This window comes from Mesorhizobium sp. M0244 (genome assembly GCF_040321795.1).
Lineage (GTDB): Bacteria > Pseudomonadota > Alphaproteobacteria > Rhizobiales > Rhizobiaceae > Mesorhizobium.
Genome location: NZ_JAMYSE010000046.1, coordinates 17,417 through 37,695, shown reverse-complemented (window position 1 = coordinate 37,695; position 20,279 = coordinate 17,417). Strand labels below are relative to the sequence as shown.

The window sequence follows — 20,279 nt, the reverse complement described above, 5'->3', positions numbered from 1 at the left end:
GGGCGCCGTTTGCACGTCCAAAAGGATGCGCGGCGCTTTAGCTGGCATGTTTCGCAAGCCAAGTCTTCAGCATAACGGCAGCTTCTGTCCGATTGCGTACCCCCAATTCACGCAGAACCGCAGCAGCGTGGATTTTCGTGGTCGCCTCTGCGATTTCCAGATCGCGCGCAATTTCCTTGTTTGAATAGCCTTCCGCCATCAGCTTGAGGACTTCCTGTTGCCTCGAGGTCAGCCTGCCAAGGTTGGCGCCAGTGGTATGTCGGTGTGGGCCTTTCTCGGAGTGTGTATGCGCGTGAGTTGTTTGCGTTGCACCCGGGCGTGACAGAAGTGCAGGAACATAGATGCGGCCGGAGAGGATTTCATTGACAGCCAGAACGACCTCTTCGTCCGTCTGCGATTTTACGATGTAGCCGTGAAGCCCGATCGAAAGAGCCGTGAGTATTTCCGAGCGTGAATCGTTTCCGGAAACGATAGCAAATCGCGTGTCCGGATAGGCGGCCAGGATCCCGCCGAGCACTTCTTGATTGAACAGGCCCGGCATATTCAGGTCCAGGATCGCAAGATCAACGAACGACTGCTCTGCCAGCAAACTGAGCACTGCGTCGAAACAAGACGCTTCAAATATCTCCACACCTGGAATGCCTGCGGTCAGTGCCAATCGCAAGCCACGACGATACAAGCCGTGATCGTCGGCGATGACGATTCGATACATTGATCTACCCCAACGCATATCTGAATGGATTGAACGGTGATGGGCTTGAAAGCCGTGGCCATTCACTCGTCGATTCATCCAGTCGACGCCAGCGGCATCCCCACCACCGCAAACGTCAGGTTTCTAATATAATCCTAAATAACGGGAAACGCTCCTCTTTTTTTAGCCCTTGTGAACGAGGCCCGCCGACCCTTGTTGAACATACGTTCTGATCTCTTGGAAGGCTGACAGACCGCCTGGGTCGTTCAGCACTGCCACGGATATTGAACACCAGAACGGCTGAATTGTTGCCATTCGAATGCACGACGACATCCACCCCGAGGGCCACATACCATCCAGATGCAATGTCCGGATCAGGGTCGGCGGGAAATCTCACCGGTCTTTATACGGGAAGTCTCACCGGTTCTTCTGAGGGAGCAAGAACGCGTTTCCCGGGTGCTGATCGGGGTAGGAATAGCCGGCCCGTGACGATGGCGTTCAGGCCGAATGAACATGGGAGGACCAGATGAAAGCGGTGATTCAATGTGGTGGAATGGGAACACGCCTTCGCCCCTTCACATCGATCTTGCCGAAGCCGCTCATGCCGATCGGCTCTCGGCCGGTTCTGGAGATGCTTCTGAAATGGTTGCGACGCAACGGTATTCAGGAAGTCTATATCACAACCGGGTATCTCGGCCATTTGATCCGCACCGTGTGTGGAGATGGCTCGCAGTGGAACCTGAAAATTCGATATACGCAGGAGATGGAGCCGCTTGGCACCATCGGGCCACTGTCTTTGATCAGGGATGAACTGACGGAGCCATTCATCGTTCTCAATGGCGATGTCCTTACGGATCTAAGCCTCAGTCGATTTGTAGCAGCGCACCGTAAGCACACCGATCCAGTGACGATCGCAACAGCCTGTCGCCTGATCAAGATGGATTTCGGCGTCATCGACGAAGTCGATAACACCGTGCAGACCTTTCGCGAGAAACCGACGCTTTCGCATCTGGTCAGCATGGGAATTTACTGCATGAACCCAGATGTTCTGCAGTTTATCCCATCCGGCATACCGTTTGGGTTCGACGACCTGATGCTGCAGATGATGCAGAACGGCACAACCGTGCACGTGTACAAGCATGAGGGTCTCTGGCTCGATATCGGGCGCGTCGACGACTTTCAGAACGCACAGACCATTTCCTGGGAAGACCAGTCGGCCTCGATCGAGGTCACTGCGACGGCTGCATGATGAAATCACGAGCCCGGTCCCGCAATTATCAGTCTAGGAGGTTGTGATGCTCTTGGTCAGTGCCCCAATCTTGGGTGTGCCGGAGAAGACTGCTTTGACCAAGGTCATCGATAGCGGCTGGCTGACCATGGGGGAGCAGGTACGAGCCTTCGAACAAGCTTTTGCCGACGTGCATGGTGCGGAGGATTGCGTCGCGGTCAGTTCTTGTACCGCAGCGCTTCATCTCATTTTGCACGCGCTTGGTATCGGACCGGGCGACGAGGTGCTGGTCCCATCTTTGACTTTCGTGGCGACCGCAAATGCGGTCCTCTATGTCGGTGCGACACCGGTCTTCGTCGATATCGAGTCAGCCGACGTGCCGCTGATGTCGATCGTGGAAGCAGAAGCGAAATGCACGGCCCGTACCAAGGCAATCATTCTTGTCCATTTCGCCGGCTACCTCGCCGATCGGGAACAATGGCAGAAATTCGCCCGTGCTCGGGGGCTGCATATCGTCGAAGATGCTGCACATGCGCCGGGCTTGAAAGAGGTGGGAACATTCGGTGCTGCGGCAGCTTTCAGCTTCTACGGCAACAAGAATATGACCACGGCGGAAGGCGGGGCGGTGATTGCCCGGGATGCCCGTCTGCTCGAGACAATCCGCCAGGCGCGTGGACATGGGATGACCACTGGGACACGTCAAAGGCTGAACAGCCGCACCCCGCAGTATGATGTCACCATGCTCGGATTCAATTATCGCATGGATGAATTGCGGGCTGCAATTGGACTGGTCCAGCTGCAAAATTTGCAGGAGTGGAATGAGATCAGGCGTATCCTGGTCATGCTGTATCGCCGTCTCATCGCGAAGCATTGCCCGGCCGTGACCATCCCGTTCCACGAGCCGCGGACGTCGGCCTACCACATCATGCCTATCCTTTTGCCACGTTACGCCGACAGGCAAGACGTCATCGACGCACTGCGCGCGCAAGGGATCCAGACCACTATCCATTACCCGCCGGTGCACCAGATGACGCTCTATCGTGAGCTTATTCCCGGTACTCGTTTACCGCGCACGGAAGATTTCGCCCAGCGCGAACTCACGGTACCGCTGCATCCGCAGATCACCGCACCTTTGGTCGAAACGGTAGTGGTCGCTCTTGCCGCGGCGGTCAATAACTGTGCTCAGACAGGAACAGCCGCATGAATGCCCTGGACCTAGCCATTCACCGGCCTAACGTCTCAAGCGCCGCCCATGGGTCTGCGAGACGAGCAATTGATCTCGTCATTGCTGCAGCCGCGGCGATCGTCTTCGCTCCGCTGATGCTGCTGATTGCCGTGGCGCTGCTGCTGGAAGGCGGTCGGCCCATCTTCTTTGCGCAGACCCGCGTCGGGGCCGGTGCTCGCCCATTCCGCATGTACAAGTTCCGCAAATTCAGCGTGCAATGCGATCCCGGTGGCTTGGCGCTGACCATGGCCGATGACAGCCGCATGACGCCGGTAGGGCGGTTCCTCGCCGCCACCAAGTTCGACGAACTGCCACAGCTTTGGAACGTCTTCAGAGGCGAGATGGCAATCATCGGGCCACGCCCGGAGAGCCTTGCTTTCGCCGATTGTTTTCGCGGGGGCTTCGAGGGTATTTTACAATACAAGCCAGGCTTGTTTGGTCCAGCCCAGGTTCTCTTCCGGCATGAAGCTCATTTTTATCCCCGATCCGTGGACCCGCTGCTGTTCTACCGCGAGGTTCTGTTTCCTGCCAAAGCCAAGCTCGACCTTTCCTATTATCCGCAGCGCACGATCGTCTCTGATGTCATCTGGATGGTGCGCGGCTTGCTGGCGGTGCTTGGCGTCGTTTCGCCGCCGCGGATCGGAATTTGAGAGCAGGTGGGGTACCCGCGCTCTCGTGGATTTGCAAAGTCAGTGCCTCACGTCATAGGGGAACGCTTGGGTCATGGGATACAAGGGCAGGAAAGTTCTGGTTACGGGTGCCGATGGATTCATCGGGTCGCATCTCACCGAAGCGCTCGTCCGTGGCGGCGCGGACGTCACTGCGCTGGCTCTCTACAATTCCTTCGACAGCCACGGCTGGCTGGACGATTTACCGGACACCATTCGAAGCCAGCTGAACCTCGTCCGCGGCGACGTTCGCGACAGCGCGTTCCTTAACCGGATCGTGCGCGGCCAGGCGGTGGTGTTTCATCTCGCCGCACTGATCGCCATCCCGTATTCGTATGCCGCGGCCCAGTCCTATGTAGAGACCAACATCCTGGGCACGGTCAATGTCCTCGAAGCGGCGCGCCAATGGGAGACGGAGCGTGTGGTGCACACTTCGACCAGCGAGGTTTATGGCACCGCGCTGACAATGCCTATCAGCGAATCCCACCCATTGCAGGGACAGTCACCCTATTCGGCATCCAAGATCGGTGCGGACATGATGGCGGAGTCCTACGCCAGATCGTTCGACATCCCCGTGGTTATCATGCGCCCCTTCAATACGTATGGCCCACGCCAGAGCGAGCGGGCCATCGTACCGACCATCATACGCCAGGCTCTCGACAAAAAATGCCCGGCGATCATGGTGGGAGACACAAGCCCGATCCGCGATCTTACTTTCGTGGAAGACACTGCGGCGGCGTTTTTGACCGCAGGTTCGGCTGAGCTCGAATTTGGCAATGCCTACAATGCCGGAAGCCAGCGCGCTGTGACGATCTCGGACATATTGGATTTGGTGATCGAGTTGAGTGGCTGCCAAAAACCAATCCACCGCGACGAGCGCCGTCTGCGGCCGCAGAATTCCGAGGTGCGTGCCTTGCTGGCCGATTCTTCGCTCCTCGAAAGCAAGACTGGATGGCGCGCCCAGACCAGCCTGCGCGAAGGGTTGGAGCGGACCATCGGATGGTGGCAGGGGCGCCTCAGCGAAGGCCGGGTGCGACACGAAATGGGCTACATGACATGACCTTTCGCTCGCGTGGATTGGCTCCGCTGTTGATTGCGGCTGCCTTGTCGTTGGATTTGACCGTGGCAGGCAGTCGGCAAAGCAGCGCGTCGAGACAATTTGTTGCGCCAGTGATGATGGACTTGCCCGATTATCTCCAACCCGCGACCGATCCAGCCTTCGGGACAATTTTCATGCGCATTACCAAGCCTGGGGCTCTTGGGAATGGCGTCGTATGCGAGAAAAAATTTTGCAGCCACCGTTATTCCAGCGCCCAGGCCTGGAATTCGGACCAGAGTCTCCTCGTCATCACCAACGGCTGCAATGGCATGTGCTTTTTCGACGGGCAGACCTATGTCCCGCTTTTCCGTCGTGCTCGATCGGCTGAATGCGAATGGCATCCGCAAAATGCCGATCTGATGATCTGCGTTCACGACCGGAAAATTTCGACCTGGGCGCCGCGGACCAATCGCGAAGACGTCCTGTTCGTTTCATCGAATTATCATGATCTTCAGTTCGGGCCGTCCAAAGGCAATCCCAGCCGTGACGGCGATCGCATAGCAGTGCGCGCAATCCGTGGGGATGGCGCGACAGTTGTATTTGCCTATGATCTCAAGCAGCGCCGGAAATTTCCGGACATCGATCTTGCCCAGCTTGCCGGAACCGTCAGCGCCTGCTCGATCTCCCCGCTCGGAGCGAACATCCTGTGCTTTCAGAATGTGAAAGAGGACACAGAACAGCGAGCTATTTTCGCCGTCGACGGGACGTTGCGGCAGAGGTGGACGGACCATCATCGCCCCGGCCATGGCGATATGACGGTCGATGAAGATGGCAGCGAAGTTTTCGTGGGCATCAGCAAATCCGACCCTGACAAATATCATGTCATCAAAAGGAGGCTGGCCGACGGAAAGGTCACCTCACTTATGAAGTTCGGCGAAGCCGAGCATGCATCCCTGCGGGCACTGGACAGGCGCGGTTGGGTGTTCGTGAGCTATGGCGGCAAGCCGGAAGAGATATCTGCCAATCCCGACTGGGCGCCATATGCGCGAGAGGTGATCGCGCTTCGCCTCGACGGCAGCGGGGAGGTTCGACGCGTCACGCAAACTCACAACGTCCCGTCCGATTACTGGAGCGAGACCCATGCCTCGCCATCCCCCGACGGCTCACAGGTAATCTGGTCGAGCAACTGGGGCGTGCCTGGCGGGCCGGTCTACGAATTCGTCACCCGTCTCGATTGGCCGGAAGAGCCGCGGTCGAACCAGAAGGAGATTGCCGCCAATGGTCCTCGTTAATCGAATCCTTCTTGTCGTGTTCGGTATGCTGGCGGCCATGGATACGGCCGGCGCAGCGGAAGCGCGGGTCGCTTATCGACTTTCCGCCGGCGACACCGTCGAGATAGGAATTGCCGCCATCCCGGAGCGAACGCAACGTGCGGTGATCCAGATGGACGGCACGATCGCGCTTCCCGAAGTCGGGATGGTTTCGGTGGGCGGCCTAACTCCGGCTGAACTGCAAACACGCATGCAGACGATCTTGCCAACCAAAATATTCCACCAGCGTCTGCCTGACGGGCGTGAGCAAATGATCGTCATCAAGCCGACAGACGTGACCGCCGTGGTTGCAGAATACAGGCCGATCTATGTGACCGGCGACGTGCTCACTCCCGGACAGCAGGCCTACCGCCCGCTGATGACCGTGCGGCAGGCGATTGCCGTGTCAGGTGGTTTCAGCCTTTTGCGGTCGCGGGCAAACCAGGTTGGTCCCGATCCGGTGGATCTGCGGCGCGATTATGAGTCGCTTTGGGGGGAATACACGAGAGACTATTTTCACAGCGCCCGCATCCGCGCCGAACTTCAGGACAAGTCGACTTTCGATATGCAGCCACCACAAGGATCGCCCTTACCGGCAGGTTTTGCGCCGGCGATCGCCCAAGCCGAAGCAGAAGGGCTGAAGCTCTCGTTGGACAACTTCCGGCAAGAGCAGGGCTTTCTCGAAAAAAGTGGCAAGGATGCTGCTGCACAAACCGAGACCCTGCTCAAGCGCGAGCAGGCCGAAGCGGATGGAGTGAAGGCGGACGAAGACGAGCTGGCGCGCGTAAGGAAAGCGTTTGAGTCCGGAAATCTCACCAATACCCGGCTCGCCGATGTCCGGCGCGCTTTGGTTCTTTCTTCCAGCCGGGCACTCGAAACGTCGGTTGAACTTATGAGAGCACGACGTCAGCAGGACGATTTTGCCAGACAGCACGAACGCAATGTCAACCAAAGAAGGATGGGTCTGCTGACTGAGTTGAAGGATACCAACGTGCGTCTTGCCGACATCAGCGCAAGACTTCGTGCAGCCAGCCAGAAGTTGCAGCCCACGGGAGCTGCCGCTCTGCCGTTGCCGGTTGCCGGCGAAACGATCCAGGCTCAGGTCACGATCGTTCGCAAGGTCGGCGAAGCATGGCGGAAACAGCCGGCCCAAGAAGACACCGAGGTCATGCCGGGAGACACGATCGAGGTAAGGTTCAGTAGCGCTCTCGAAAACGCGGCGACCCGATAGATCGGCTGCGCTGTCGGTTGGGTTGCCAACCGGTTACTGCCTGAAAGCTCTGGAAAATTGATCGGTAAGGGGTTTCATCAAGTAGGACCAGACACTGCGCTCGTCGGTTCTTATGTGGACTTCGGCGGGCATGCCCGGTTTGAGTATTTTCTCTCCTGTCAGGCAGGTCGCTTCATTCTCGACGTCGATGCGCGCCGAAAAATAAGAAAGCTGACGTTGCTGATCCTTGATCAGATCTGCAGAGACGCGGTTGATCGAGCCTTCGCAAGCAGGTGTGGTGCCGGCGTCGAACGCCGGAAAGCGGATTGACACCTGCTGTCCGGGATGGACGTCATCGATACGCGACGGAGGAATCGAAGCGTCGACGACAAGGTTGTCGGAATCGGGCACAATCATCATGAGCACCTCCCCAGCGCCAATCACGCCACCGATGGTGTGGACCGAAGATTCCTGTACTGTGCCCGATTGCGGGGCGCGAATGTCTGTCCTTCCGAGTTCGTCTTCCGCCACCACCTTGCGCTCACTGAGTTCGGTCTGTTTGGCTTCCGTTTCGCGAAGTTCGTTGGTTACGTCGCTCCGCATTTGGTCGTCGAGCTGAAGCACCTGCAGGTCCGTTTCACTGATGTGAGCTTGTACCTCCGCTATCGCAGCGACAAGGCGTCCCGATTCGCCGCGCGTCCGGGTCTTCTCCAGGCTGACATTGCTCAACCTCTCCTTGGACACCAACTTCTTTGAGTAGAGAGATTCGACATCAGCAAGGTTCTTGGTCAGCAAATCCAGAGACTCATCCGTCGCAGACTGCTGTGCCTTGAGGCCATCGATCTGACGTTCCAGCTGCTTCGCACGGCTTTGCAATTGTGCCTTCTGGCCAGCCAGCGCCGCAGCACGGCTTTCGAACAAGGCACGCTCGCCACTGACAAGTGCCGCCACTTGCGGGTCACCCATTTGAACCCGAAGGCTGGGCGGGATCTGCATTTCCGGCAGACCCTGGCGCTCGGCCTCCAGTCGGGCCAGACGAATGGTGGCGCGATTGAGGTCCTCGGTGATTATCTGCAGGTTTGCTCGGGTCAATGTGTTGTCCAGCCTGACCAACACGTCGCCGGCCTTCACATGATCCCCGTCCTGCGCGAAGATTCCGCCGATGGTGCCGCCGGTTTGATGCTGGACTTTTTTTATGTTGCTTTCGACCACCACAGTTGCAGGTGCAATCACCGCGCCGGCAATCGTTGTCAATCCCAGCCAGAGCCCTCCGCCAAAGATCAAAAGCAAGCTGGTTGCCAGGCCCAAGAGCAGATTGGCCCGGATGCCATCCGGCTCTGGCTTCGTCTCCAACGATCGGCTTTTGCCACCGGCCGCGGCGTATGACGACACGGTAACGGTAGAGCAATACCTCACATATGCCCGGCTGCACGTTTGTGCGGCGGAACGACAATGTGCTGCCAGGCTCCAGAGCAGATTGGCCCAGGGTAGATTGGCCCGGATGCCACCCGGCTCTGGTTTCGCCCCGATCGGTTGGCCTTCACCCCCGACCGCAGCATATGACGACATGGTCACGTTAGACACTAAGCAATACCTCACGCATGCCCGCTTGCACCGTGCTGCAGCGGAACGACAGTGTTTGGCTTGTCCGGACGCGGGAAGGGCCGGATCACATTTGTCAGAACGTCTTCGCGCGAGCCGAACGAATGGAGCATCCCGTTCGACAGGACGAGTACCTGATCGATATTGACGAGAGCGGAGGGACGATGCGCAACGACGATCACGATACCGCCGCGCTGACGCACTGCCAGGATTGCGCCGGCCAAAGCAACATCGCCGTCTGCATCCAGATTGGAATTTGGTTCGTCAAGAACGACGAGGAATGGATCGCCATAAAGTGCCCTGGCGAGCCCGACGAGCTGCCTCTGCCCAGCCGACAGGGCTGCGCCGCCTTCTCCGATGCGTGTTTGAAAACCCTGCGGAAGACGCATGATCATCTTGTCCACGCCCGCAGCTTTGGCAGCTGCCAGCACGCCTTTTGCGTCGCTTTTGCCGCCGAACCTTGAAATGTTGTCCGCGATCGTCCCGTCGAACAGCTCAACATCCTGCGGCAGGTAGCCAATATGAATGCCGAGCAGCTCTGAATTCCACTGATCGAGCGCGGCGCCGTCCAATCTTACCGTTCCACGAAGCGGCTTCCATGCCCCGACCAAAGCGCGCACGAGCGTGGTCTTGCCGGAGCCGCTCGGGCCGACGACCGCCAACCCTGCGCCTCTGGACAAGCGGAAGCTTACATTGAAGATTGTTGGCTTCTGCAGGCTTGGTGGCGCGACGGTTAATTCCTCGACCGCAAGCTCTGCCTTTGGGCCTGGCAGTTCCATTGGCTCTTGCTGGCTGTCAAAAGCATCCAGCGCTGCCGCCAGCTCGGAATAGCTTTTGCGGGTTGCCAGAAACCCTCTCCAGTTTGCGATCGCCACATCGACCGGCGCCAGTGAGCGGCCCAGCAATATGGACGACGCGATGATCACGCCCGGCGAGGCCTCGCCCCCGATCACAAGGTAGGCACCAAGCCCCAGTACACATGATTGCAAAGCCATTCGGAGCGTCTTCGACAGTGAGCTCGCCGCGCCGACGACATCGGAGAGCCGTTCCTGGTTCTTCAGATAAAGATGACTGACCTCGTTCCAGCGCCGGCTAAGCGGGGCGGACAGGCCCATCGCCTGAACAACCTCTGCGTTACGGCGGCCGGAATCGGCCAGAAGCCGCTGTGCAACGAGTGTTTCAGATGCACGAGCCGCAGGTTTGCGGCCGATGATCTCCGCAACCACCGTCAAAAGCACAACGGCGCAAGCGCCGAGCGTTGCCAGCACGCCAAGCGCGGGGTGCAGCAGATAGATGACCACCATATAAAATGGTATCCAGGGAGCGTCGAATAAGACTGTCGGCCCCAGTCCGGAAAGAAAGCCACGTAGCTGGTCCAGATCACGAAGTGGGTGTACCCGGTTCGCATCCGGCCCGGCAACGAGGGGCAGGGAAAGCGAGGCTGCGAACGCCTTTTGCTGCAGATTTCTATGCAGGCGGCTGCCGATGCGGACCAACAGGCGAAGCCTCACGAAATCGAGGAGCCCATAGGCCGCGTAAAGTCCCAGCATCCCGATTGTAAATCCGACAAGAGTCGGCACGCTCTGCGAAGGCAGCACGCGATCGTAGACCTGGAGCATGTAGACGGAGCCGGTCAAGGCGAGGATATTTATCAATGCGGAGAAAACGCCTACGCCAACGAGGCCGTGCAAACAGCCGAACATCGCGGAGCGTAGATCGAGCGAGCGCCCTTTAATTGACTTCATGATGTGCGCTCTTTGACGCGAAATTGCCGCGCAATCTCGTCGGTTCTGTCGATGAGGGACAAACTTTAACCTTCCGGGAAGCAGCAGCTCCGCCCTTCGCTGCTGGAACATTACGAATTGCTTACATACGTGCCTTCTTTGATTAAAATGTAGCAAAATCGTGACGTCAGGCTGAGAATTCGGCAACTGGCTTGCCAGGCTGGGGATAACCGGGTCGGGTAAGGAGATATTCCTAATCATGACACAGAGCAGAAGCTTATGATCATCTTTGTAGCATCACGGCTTCAAAGCCTCTGGGGGGCCAATGGGTTTTGATTTTGTCGATCGAGAGTTCAACGGTTTTGAGATACACTTCATCGGTACGCAATTGTCGGCCACCAACACCGGCTAAAATCGGGGAGGCGAGTGTCATGAGCGAAGAGATCAATGTTGCGGATGCCTACGGCAGGGGCCGCAGCACCTTCATGGGATTGCAGTTGCTCGTCTCGCCCGGCGCGCTTGTTCCTCGACCGGAAACGGAACTGCTCGGCAAGGCCGCTCTCGATGTTCTGAGCCAACTGAACTTGCCGGTGCCTCGCGTTGTCGACATGTGCTGTGGGGCGGGCAATCTGGCGTGCGCCATCGCGTACCACGCTCCCACCGCGCGCGTCTGGGCAAGCGATCTTACCGATGGATGCGTCGAGGTCGCGCGCCGCAACGTCACCCATCTTGATATGGAGGACCGGGTAACGGTCCTTCAGGGCGACTTGTTCAGCGCCTTCTCCGGCTTGGAGCTTGACGGCACGATCGACGTGATCGTTTGCAACCCGCCCTACATTTCGGAAAAACGGCTCGAGGGCGACCGTTCGCATTTGGTCGAGCTTGAGCCGCGTGAAGCGTTTGCAGCCGGCCCCTACGGCCTGAGCATCCATATGCGGGTGCTCAAGGACGCGCCGCGTTATTTGCGGCGCGGAGGCATCCTGCTTTTTGAGGTTGGCCTTGGCCAGGACCGGCAGGTCATGAGTTTGCTCGAGCGTTCCAAGGCTTATGAGAGTATCCGGGCAGTCACCAACCAAGCCGGCGAGGGCAGGGTGGTTGTGGGACATACGAAGGCGCAGGCGTAAGAACCGCAGTCGTGGCAGGTTCAGACGCGTGGTCGGGGCTTGAAACCACCCGGAATTTGAAACAGAGATGCGCGAGATACCGGCAATCAGTTTTTCTTGCGCCTGACATATTGCGCAATTCCCTCGATGGAATCGAGGTTCTCGGGCAGGAGCTCGCTGTCTTCGACTGTGATGCCGAAGGTCTCCTCGATGAAGCCAATAACCTCGAGCACCCCCGTCGAGTCCACGATGCCTTGGTCGAGAAGCGAGGTGTCGCTCTCCAGGCTCTCCGGATCGGCTATATAGAAATTCGACGCCAGGAAAGCGCGAATTTGATCGCTGCAGGTATCGGTTCTATCCTTGGTAGATAACATTGATTTCGCCTCCGGTACAAAAGATGAATGCTGATCAACTTCGCCCTGATACCGACTCATGACAGGGACGTTTTTTTGAGTTTGCCCGTGTCGGTCATCGGCAGACTGGGTACAATAACGATGGATTTCGGAACCATGAAGTTTTCCAGCCGTCTCTGGCATTCTTTCTGCAACTGCTTTTCGCCGATGATGCTTCCTTGCTCCATCACGACAAAAGCCTTCACTGCTTGCCCGAGCAACTCGTCCGGAACGCCGATGACCGCGGCTTGCCGTACGCCCGCAATGTCCATCAATACATTTTCTACCTCCTTCGGCGCTATCTTCTCCCCTCGCGATTTTATGATCTCGTCGCCGCGACCGACAAAGTAGAGGTAGCCCTCGGCGTCCATCCGGCAGTAGTCGCCGGTGTGCAGGACCTGCTCACCGGGCAGCGGTCCGGGCTTGAGCTTCCTGGCCGTCGCCTCCGGCTTGCCCCAATAGCCCTTCATCACCGTCGCTCCGCGGATGACGAGTTGGCCAACGACACCGGGGCCGACCCGCCTGTCATGCTCGTCGACAATCCACATTTCCGTATTGGGGATGGCGATCCCGACGCTCAACGGCTTTCGCTCCAGATCCTCCGGCGGCAGGTAGGTACAGCGCTTGCATTCGGTAAGGCCGTACATCGAATAGATACGGGCACCAGAAAATAGCTCCTGAAGCAGGAGAATGTGCTTGAGCGGCAGGGCGGCCGCAGTGTTCGTGACGTAGCGAATACTCGAAAAATCCTGATCCCTGAGCGACTTGAGCTCCCCGAGTGCGGCGAAGATGGTCGGTACGCCGGGAAAACCCGTCACCCTTTCTTGCTTAATCAGCCCAAGGATCTGCGCCGGGAAGGCGAACGAGCGTTCAAGCACCAGCCGAGACCCCGCTCGGAACGCCATGATCATCTGGTAAAGACCGTAGTCGAAGGCGAGGGGCAGGACGTTGAGGATCACCTCGTCTTCGGCAAGCGCCAGGTACGAGGAAATCGAGGCGCACGCGGCAATCATGTTGCGGTGCGTCAGCATCACGCCCTTGGGCTCGCCAGTCGAGCCGGACGTATAAATGATTGCAGCGAGATCGATATCGATGCAGCGACGTGCGGGCGGCGTGCTGCGGGCTGCCGCTACCGTAGTGTCCCAGCCCACAGCATGCGGCAGTTCTTGCAGATCGTCGCGTTCGATCGGCCCGGAGACGATCACACAGCGCAAGGATGGACAATTCCGCGCCGGCTCCCTGAAAATCGAGTGCAGGTGTTTGTCGGTGATCAGTGCCGTCGGGCGACAATCGTTGAGCAGATAATCAAGCTTGTCGCTTTTGGTGAGCGGGTTGACGATGCACACCACGGCGTTGGCCTTGAGCACGGCCCAGAAAGCGACGACGGCCTCGACAGTGTTGTCGGCGAAGATCACCACCCGATCGCCACGCGCAATTCCAGCCTCGCTCAAATGGTGCGCTATGGCGTTCGAGCGCATATCGAGATCGCCATAGGTGACACGTTGGTTGCCGCACACCAGGGCAACCTTCCCGCCGAGCCGGCTGGCAGAGTGGGTGAGATAGTCGTGCAGGAGCGGTACGGCGCCGTGTATCATGCGAGCACCTCTTCGCGATGCTCGCGGTCGATATCGACGCTGAGCTTGAGCGTGCGAGCCCCACTGGGACGGCTCGCGATAAATTGCTGATGAAGAAGCTGCGTCGACAGCACCCCGACCAGCGCCATATTGTCGGAGTTGGACAGGTCGCCGCCGCCGGCGCTCGCCTGGCACTTGCTCAGCAGCCGGGTAACCGACTTCGGATCGAAGACGTTTGCCTCGCGCAGCGCCGCCTCCGAAAGTGCTTCGCGAATATAGGCCGGAGCGCCATCTGCGACGAAGCAAAGCGCGTTGGGGGCCCGGTACGGCTGCTTCTTGCGAGCGACGATTTCCGACGGCACGATCGATTGCGCGACACGCTTCAGCACGTGCTTTTCGTCGAGCACGCGCAGCTTGTAGGCGGCCGGAAGCGAATTCGCGAGCGTCACGAGTTCATGATCGAGGAATGGGAATCGCCCCTCGACGGAATGGGCCATGAGCATCCTGTCCCCCTGCGAGGAAAGCAGGTATCCCGACATAAGCGTCTGGATCTCGATATACTGGTCCTGCGCAAGAGAGCCCCATCGCGAAAACTCCGCCGGTAGGCGGGCAAGCAGCTCGGACACGGCGTTGCGGCGCTCCGTTTGGGCGCGCATGTCTGCCGAAAACAGTCGCTTGATGGCGCTTGTGGTACGCCAGCGCGTGTCATGCGCAAAACCAGGCGCGTCGTGGGCGTGGATGTCGCGCCCGAAGAACTGGCGTGCCATCGCCTGCTGTTGCACCGGCGAGCGGCTGAGGTAAGGATAGAGGCGCTCCAGCAGCCGCGGGCGTCGCGTCGAGGCGGGCTGGTGTCCCCAGAAGCGGCGAACCTTGCCCTCGCGGAACAAATCGTAGCCCGCGAACATTTCGTCGGCCCCTTCGCCAGTCAGCACGACCTTGATGCCATGCTGGCGCACCAGTCTCGAGAGCAGGAACAGCGGCGCCGGCGCGGTCCTAAGGATAGGCCGCTCGGTGTGATATATCACCTCAGGAAAGATGCCAGCGATATCGCTGCGCGAAACGACCACCTCATGATGGTCACTGCCGGCCACGCCGGCAACCAGGCGCTGGAAATGCGTCTCGTCATACTCGGCGTCGGCAAAACGCAGGGAGAAAGTCTGGAAGCGCTCGCCCGCGAAGCGTCTCCCCAGCCCGGCGACAAGCGAGCTGTCGAGCCCGCCGGACAAATAGCAGCCGACCGGCACGTCGGCGCGTACTATCCTTAGCGCCGTCGCGGCCTCCAGGGCGCTGCGCACTTCCTCCACCGCGTCATCAAGCGAGCCGGTGAATTCATCACCGCCGAGTCCGTCAACCTCTGGATAGCTAGGCTTCCAAAAAGCCCGCTCGCGAACGACGCCGCTGTCATAAATGCGGACATGCCCCGGCGTGAGTTCGCTTACTCCTCGAAATACGGCTTGCGGCGGCACGACAGTCCAGAGTGTAAAAGTCTGGTCGATGCCGGCTGGATCGAAGGCGCGGGGTATATCCGCATCGGCCGCGAAAATGGCCTTCACTTCGCTGGCGAAGTAAAGCCGTCCGCCATGCTCGCAAAGATGCAGCGGGCAGATGCCGAACCGATCCCGCGACAAGACGAGACGACCCGCCACTGAGTCCCAGATGGCGACTGCCCATTGCCCATTCATCCGCTCGAAGGCGGCCTCGCCCCAGGCATGATAGGCATGGACGATGACCTCGGTGTCGCTGCGTGTGCGGAAGCGATAACCGAGCGCGACCAGATCTTGTCGCAGCTCGACGTAATTGAAGATTTCGCCGTTGAAGACGATCCACATTGTGTCGCCCGCGCCAGCGAGGGGCTGCTGGCCGCTCGCGAGATCGATGACGGACAGGCGGGCATGCGCCAATCCCGCACGTTTGTCCCGGTAGAGGCCGCGCTCGTCCGGGCCGCGATGCGCCAGGGCGCCCGCCATACGCATCAGCGCATCGCGGGAAGGGGGCGGCGCGGCGGCGCTCAGTGACACAATTCCGGCGATGCCGCACATCGCTTAGCCCTCGCCCATCGAAGAGGACATCAACGGCCGCGCGTGAAGATAGCGTGCGGCGCGCCGTTTGCTGTCGATATCCTTGAAGACTTTCTGGACCTGCGCCGCGGTGAGGGCGGTGGCCTCAGCGACGTCTTCGCTGGCGATCCCGTGGTTCAAGCCGTAGAGGCACAGATCCATCAGATAATAAGGCAGCGCGAAGTAGAACTCCTCCTGACTCTGCGCCATCGAGAAGGTGTCGGTGGTGGGCGGTCTGCGCCGGACCTCTTCCTCCACCCCAAGATATTCGGCCAACTGATAGACCTGGGTCTTGTAAAGGTGAACGATTGGCATCAGGTCGGCAATTCCGTCGCCCTGCTTGACGAAGAAGCCTTGATCGTACTCCAGGCGGTTCGGCGTGCCCGCTACCGCGTAGTTGAGGCGGTCGGCATGGTAGTACTCGGTCATCTTGCGCAGGCGCTGCTTGTAATTGGTTGCAGCGACGATCTGCAGATAGGCTGCCGACGGCAGACGCACCGTGTCGGTCCTGCCCTCAGGGTCCTGAACCGTGAGGCGCGTGATGTTGAGACCGTTGCTCTCGAGAACCGACGCGAGCACCAGCTTGCATTTCCAGCCGTCCCCATATTCGGGAACGACAGTCTGGATTGCCTCGGTCTGCCGACTATAGGCGCCGATCGCTTCGAGGGCCGGTGTTATGTCCTCCAGGATCGTATCGATGCCAAGCTGTGCGGCGACAGTGCGGCCAAGCCTTAGCGAGTCGCCGGAGGAATGGCGCTCCGGCATGAATATTCCGAGGACCTTGTCTTTCCCGAAGGCGCGAACACACAACGCCGCGACGACGGAGCTGTCGATGCCGCCTGAGAGGCCGACAACCACCCCTCGACGTCGCAGCGTACCAAACACCTGCTGGCGCAGGATCTGGACGATGCCATCGACCTCCGCGCCAGCGTCGAGCACCAGCGCATCCTTGCCGAATGTTGAGATCACGTCGATGGCTTGTACTCCAGTTTGCGAGACTCGGTTGGCGAATAGGTTTGCGCCACCGCTTTCTCGATAAGGGGGCGGTTGGTGGCGAGGTGAGGCTCTACGACCATATCGATGTGGGTGCCGACGATTGGCATCACGTCCAGATGGGCGAAGACGCGATCCCAGCCGATGGCCAGAGGCATTCCGGGTCGAGCACAGCGGAACAGGGTGCCTGTGATCGGCAGCGCCGGCTTTGGCTCTGCCACCCACTGGAAGAAAGCTCGCGCCCGCAAAACCTCTTGCAGTTCCAGTTTGGTTCTAAAACTCGTAGCGTTAAACTGTCCCTGAGCGAAGCGATCGAGAAACCGGACCAGTTGCGCCTCGCGCCTCATTGCCACGGCGACTTTCGCGAGGGCCCGGCAAGCCATCCGGTAAGCGGATACGCGGTTGGTTCGGATTCGATTGAAGGTGCGCGTAAACGTCTCCCAGCGGGCGCTTCGCTCGCCGACGAGACTGGTGTCGAGAATGCCGAGGAACTTTACGGTTCGCCCCGCGGCCAGCAGCCGCGCCGCAACTTCGAAAGCGACAGCGCCGCCGAGCGAATGGCCGAGAAGTCGTATATGACCCGAGGGTTGAGCGCGGCGGATCTGCTCGACGGCGGCATCGGCCATGTCGGCGAGGCTGTTTTGCCCGCGCAGTATCATAGCCAGGGCCGGATACCTGATCGGGGCAACGCGGGTGATCTTGCCCATCGCTGCTGCAAAGGCAGCAAGGCTTGGGCCATAGCCGACGGACCCCGGGAACAGAAAAAGAATTGGAGGGTCGTGCTTCTGGGCGCGCGCGCTTTGGTCGCCTGCCTGTGCAGACACGACCGCCTTGACCATTTCGTCCACGCTCATCCCGACGGTGAAGGCCTCAAGACCGAGCTCCTGCCCAATGGCGCTTTCGATCTCCATGACGCAGTGCAGCAGCTTCAGCGAATCTCCTCCAGCGTCATCCCAGCGTCCTGCCGCCACGCGCGTATTGAGGATGCTGGTCCATGCCCGCTGGACGATCTGCTGCGCCGTCAGCTTGCCTCGCGGCTCGAGCGGACGCGCCGTCGCTGCTGTCTCTCTGGCTGAAAGATCCATCTCTGCAAGGGTCGTGATGTCGACTTTGCCGCTCGGCAGACGCGGAATCTCGGCGATCGTGTGCAACCGCAAGGGACGCAGCGGCGGCGGCAGATTGGTCCTGACAAGCTGGCGAAGCTCGTCCGATAAGGTCGCTTCGGCCGAGCGCCGAGGAACGGCAAAGGCGACTAGCTCATTGGCTGCAGTCACGATTGCCACGGCATCCGCAACAGCGGGCGCGCAACGCAGCACCCGTTCGAGTTCGGCTGGCTCGACGCGTCGGCCGTTGATCTTTATCTGGCGCCCCTTGCGACCGACGACGTGCAGCAGGCCTTGATCATCAAGTCGGACAAGGTCACCTGTCGCGAAAATCCGAAGGCCTGGATCATCCGGGTCTGACGCCGCCGGCACAACGGCCCCGTCCTCCCAATGGCCAAGCAAGACATACGGGCTCCTAATCAGAAGCTCTCCGCTGCGGCCCGATTGAACGCAGCGGCCCGCTTCGTCGACGATTGCGAAGGTGATTCCCGGGAGCAGCCAACCAACTGGAACCGAATCTCCATGCTCCGGCCAGTCTCGCGGCAAGAACCATTGCGAGCCGGTGGTCTCGGTTGACGAGTAACCGATCTGGATGAGGCACGTATCGGAGACGGCCTTGCGCAGCAGGGCGATGTCGGTCCAGGGCACCTTCTCGCCACCGATCCGGGCGACTCTAAGTGAATGGAACGCTTCAGCAGGTCCGTCTGCCATGAGCGCGCGAAGCAGCGCCGGCACCAGATAGGTAATTGTCACGCCTTCGGATCGCACCAGGCGTTGAACGGCGCGCAAGCCGACCGCTTCGACTTCGACCAGATGCAAGGTAGCGCCGGTGAGAAGGGCTGCGAGAATCTCCCGACACCCGGCGATTGTGGCGGGTCCGGTCAATGGCAGGAAAATATCATCCGAGTTGATGTGGCATGCATCGACATATTGCTGGACCCGGCACAGCAGGCTGCGCTGGCTGTTAACGATGCCTTTGGGGCGGCCCGTGCTCCCTGAGGTATAAAGCACGATGGCGGACGCATCGACCGAGACGGAACAAGACTGAGGCACTTGTCCAGATTGCGAGGCCGCACTGGTCGACACATCGATCCAACTGACCTGGTGAGGCAAACCGGCGGGTCGGACATTGCCCTCGCCCAGGATGGCTGAGAGCCGCGCCCCCGCCACGATTTCAAGGATCCGCGAGCTAGGATCTCGCGCGTTGAGTGGCACCGAAGGCCGCCCAGCCGTCATGCTTGCCAGCATCGCCACGGGATACCAGGCCGAGTTGGCCTGAAGAATTCCTATCGGCTGTCCGTCTGGGATGGCGGCAGCGATCTGGCAGGACAGCGTCTCAATAGACCGGAGAAGCTGAGAATAAGTCAGACGATTGGCGCCGTCGCTGATTGCAAGCTTGTCGGGGTACTGGCGGACGATATTTCTCAGGTGATCGAAGACGGCAATGTTGGTAAAATCGGCGCCCAAGCTTTGAAATGGGCGCAGTACGGGACCATCCTGATCCAGTGCGTATTGTGGGACACTTGACCATTCATTGGAGGTCGTTGTCTGACAATCCACTGCTAGATCCTGATCCGCGACTTCTGATCCCAAATATGCCGAAGACATGAGCCGCCCACGCTATGATTAGGGTCACTTATCGCCCCCCGCCCCAATCTTTTCATCGATCATTCTGATGATGCCCCGATCTTCACCCAAGGACGCTTGGTTAGTCACTTCGTCTGTTTCGCAAACCGCCGGCCGACCCAATCATGCCGGGCTCGTTGGGTGCGCGCGGCGCGCATGACGCGGCGAGCACTGGCGTTCGTGCCAAGTTGGCAACGCCTGTTGCACACATGCCAAAGTAGGATCGAAGACGGAAATTGCCGCTATTCAGGCACATTGCCTATTCTGCGGTTTTCCCGGGCGATACCGGCAATGGTTCGGTGTCGGAGTAGCTGCCGGGGACAAAACAATATGCATAGATCTGTCCCCGATTTTCGTCAGTCACGCGGATCCAATCCTTTTCCCATGTTCGGAAGGTAACATGCCCATCCGTCACCATGGCTGCGGCTCTGAACGGACTCGGCGCGTTGACGACGCGCACCGAGATCACATCGTCGCCGTCCATACGCTCGACGAGATACGTCTGCATGAAAAGCCTCCCGCTAAACCACCCGCACTTTAACGCCAGCTAATGAATTCGGTTGCAACGCGCTTAGCGAAACTCGGGGGTCGACAGCATCGGGTCCCCTCGCACTCCGTATCCGTCAGGTTTCTCAGCGACTAAGTCTCGGCGAGCCGTCCAATGCAGAGCCATCACAATGGGCGTCGGCGGCGCAAGGGGCAGCAGGGCCGTTCGAGGTTTTCTGAACCTGTCT

Annotated in this window: 16 protein-coding genes; 7 read left to right on the top strand and 9 right to left on the bottom strand. The window is 59.4% G+C overall.

Annotation, left to right across the window (positions count from 1 at the left end; all coding sequences use genetic code 11):
• Window positions 1–37: 37 nt before the first annotated feature.
• A complete protein-coding gene (locus NKJ08_RS23835) occupies window positions 38–712 on the bottom strand; it encodes a LuxR C-terminal-related transcriptional regulator (protein WP_352524790.1) in 675 nt (224 codons plus the stop codon).
• Between the two features lie 505 nt (window positions 713–1,217).
• On the opposite strand from NKJ08_RS23835, the gene NKJ08_RS23830 reads away from it, so the two are divergent.
• The 6 genes from NKJ08_RS23830 (at window position 1,218) to NKJ08_RS23805 (ending at window position 7,392) form a co-directional block, all read left to right on the top strand.
• Window positions 1,218–1,940 (top strand): nucleotidyltransferase family protein, encoded by a 723-nt coding sequence (locus NKJ08_RS23830; RefSeq protein ID WP_352524792.1) that lies wholly within the window; start codon window positions 1,218–1,220, stop codon window positions 1,938–1,940.
• A gap of 46 nt (window positions 1,941–1,986) precedes the next feature.
• Complete coding sequence (locus NKJ08_RS23825) at window positions 1,987–3,123, top strand: DegT/DnrJ/EryC1/StrS family aminotransferase (protein WP_352524794.1); 1,137 nt, start codon at window positions 1,987–1,989, stop codon at window positions 3,121–3,123.
• Complete coding sequence (locus tag NKJ08_RS23820) at window positions 3,120–3,794, top strand: sugar transferase (protein WP_352524796.1); 675 nt, start codon at window positions 3,120–3,122, stop codon at window positions 3,792–3,794. Before NKJ08_RS23825 ends, NKJ08_RS23820 begins: the two co-directional genes overlap by 4 nt.
• A gap of 73 nt (window positions 3,795–3,867) precedes the next feature.
• Window positions 3,868–4,872 (top strand): SDR family NAD(P)-dependent oxidoreductase, encoded by a 1,005-nt coding sequence (locus tag NKJ08_RS23815; RefSeq protein WP_352524798.1) that lies wholly within the window; start codon window positions 3,868–3,870, stop codon window positions 4,870–4,872.
• On the top strand, window positions 4,869–6,143 hold the full coding sequence (locus NKJ08_RS23810) for a WD40 repeat domain-containing protein (RefSeq protein WP_352783593.1): 1,275 nt from the start codon (window positions 4,869–4,871) through the stop codon (window positions 6,141–6,143). The genes NKJ08_RS23815 and NKJ08_RS23810 overlap by 4 nt, the downstream gene beginning before the upstream one ends.
• Complete coding sequence (locus tag NKJ08_RS23805; RefSeq protein WP_352524802.1) at window positions 6,130–7,392, top strand: polysaccharide biosynthesis/export family protein; 1,263 nt, start codon at window positions 6,130–6,132, stop codon at window positions 7,390–7,392. Before NKJ08_RS23810 ends, NKJ08_RS23805 begins: the two co-directional genes overlap by 14 nt.
• Before the next feature lie 33 nt (window positions 7,393–7,425).
• Here the strand turns inward: NKJ08_RS23805 and NKJ08_RS23800 are convergent, their stop codons facing one another.
• Together NKJ08_RS23800 and NKJ08_RS23795 are read right to left on the bottom strand one after the other, a co-directional pair.
• Window positions 7,426–8,724 (bottom strand): HlyD family type I secretion periplasmic adaptor subunit, encoded by a 1,299-nt coding sequence (locus NKJ08_RS23800; protein ID WP_352524804.1) that lies wholly within the window; start codon window positions 8,722–8,724, stop codon window positions 7,426–7,428.
• Window positions 8,725–8,966: 242 nt separating this feature from the next.
• Complete coding sequence (locus tag NKJ08_RS23795; protein ID WP_352776923.1) at window positions 8,967–10,718, bottom strand: type I secretion system permease/ATPase; 1,752 nt, start codon at window positions 10,716–10,718, stop codon at window positions 8,967–8,969.
• A gap of 410 nt (window positions 10,719–11,128) precedes the next feature.
• On the opposite strand from NKJ08_RS23795, the gene NKJ08_RS23790 reads away from it, so the two are divergent.
• Complete coding sequence (locus tag NKJ08_RS23790) at window positions 11,129–11,821, top strand: N5-glutamine methyltransferase family protein (protein ID WP_352524808.1); 693 nt, start codon at window positions 11,129–11,131, stop codon at window positions 11,819–11,821.
• An 86-nt stretch (window positions 11,822–11,907) separates the two neighbouring features.
• Here the strand turns inward: NKJ08_RS23790 and NKJ08_RS23785 are convergent, their stop codons facing one another.
• From NKJ08_RS23785 to NKJ08_RS23760, 6 genes are all read right to left on the bottom strand, one after another.
• Window positions 11,908–12,174, bottom strand: coding sequence for an acyl carrier protein (locus NKJ08_RS23785; RefSeq protein ID WP_352524810.1), 267 nt, complete (start codon window positions 12,172–12,174; stop codon window positions 11,908–11,910).
• Window positions 12,175–12,230: 56 nt separating this feature from the next.
• Entirely contained in the window at window positions 12,231–13,787 is a 1,557-nt protein-coding gene (locus NKJ08_RS23780) for a class I adenylate-forming enzyme family protein (protein ID WP_352524812.1), read from the bottom strand.
• Complete coding sequence (gene asnB, locus NKJ08_RS23775; protein ID WP_352783587.1) at window positions 13,784–15,805, bottom strand: asparagine synthase (glutamine-hydrolyzing); 2,022 nt, start codon at window positions 15,803–15,805, stop codon at window positions 13,784–13,786. Before asnB ends, NKJ08_RS23780 begins: the two co-directional genes overlap by 4 nt.
• Window positions 15,806–15,808: 3 nt before the next feature.
• Entirely contained in the window at window positions 15,809–16,792 is a 984-nt protein-coding gene (nadE, locus tag NKJ08_RS23770; RefSeq protein WP_352524816.1) for an NAD(+) synthase, read from the bottom strand.
• On the bottom strand, window positions 16,789–19,527 hold the full coding sequence (locus tag NKJ08_RS23765) for an AMP-binding protein (RefSeq protein ID WP_352783584.1): 2,739 nt from the start codon (window positions 19,525–19,527) through the stop codon (window positions 16,789–16,791). The genes nadE and NKJ08_RS23765 overlap by 4 nt, the downstream gene beginning before the upstream one ends.
• Before the next feature lie 277 nt (window positions 19,528–19,804).
• On the bottom strand, window positions 19,805–20,053 hold the full coding sequence (locus tag NKJ08_RS23760) for a hypothetical protein (protein ID WP_352524820.1): 249 nt from the start codon (window positions 20,051–20,053) through the stop codon (window positions 19,805–19,807).
• Window positions 20,054–20,279: the final 226 nt, after the last annotated feature.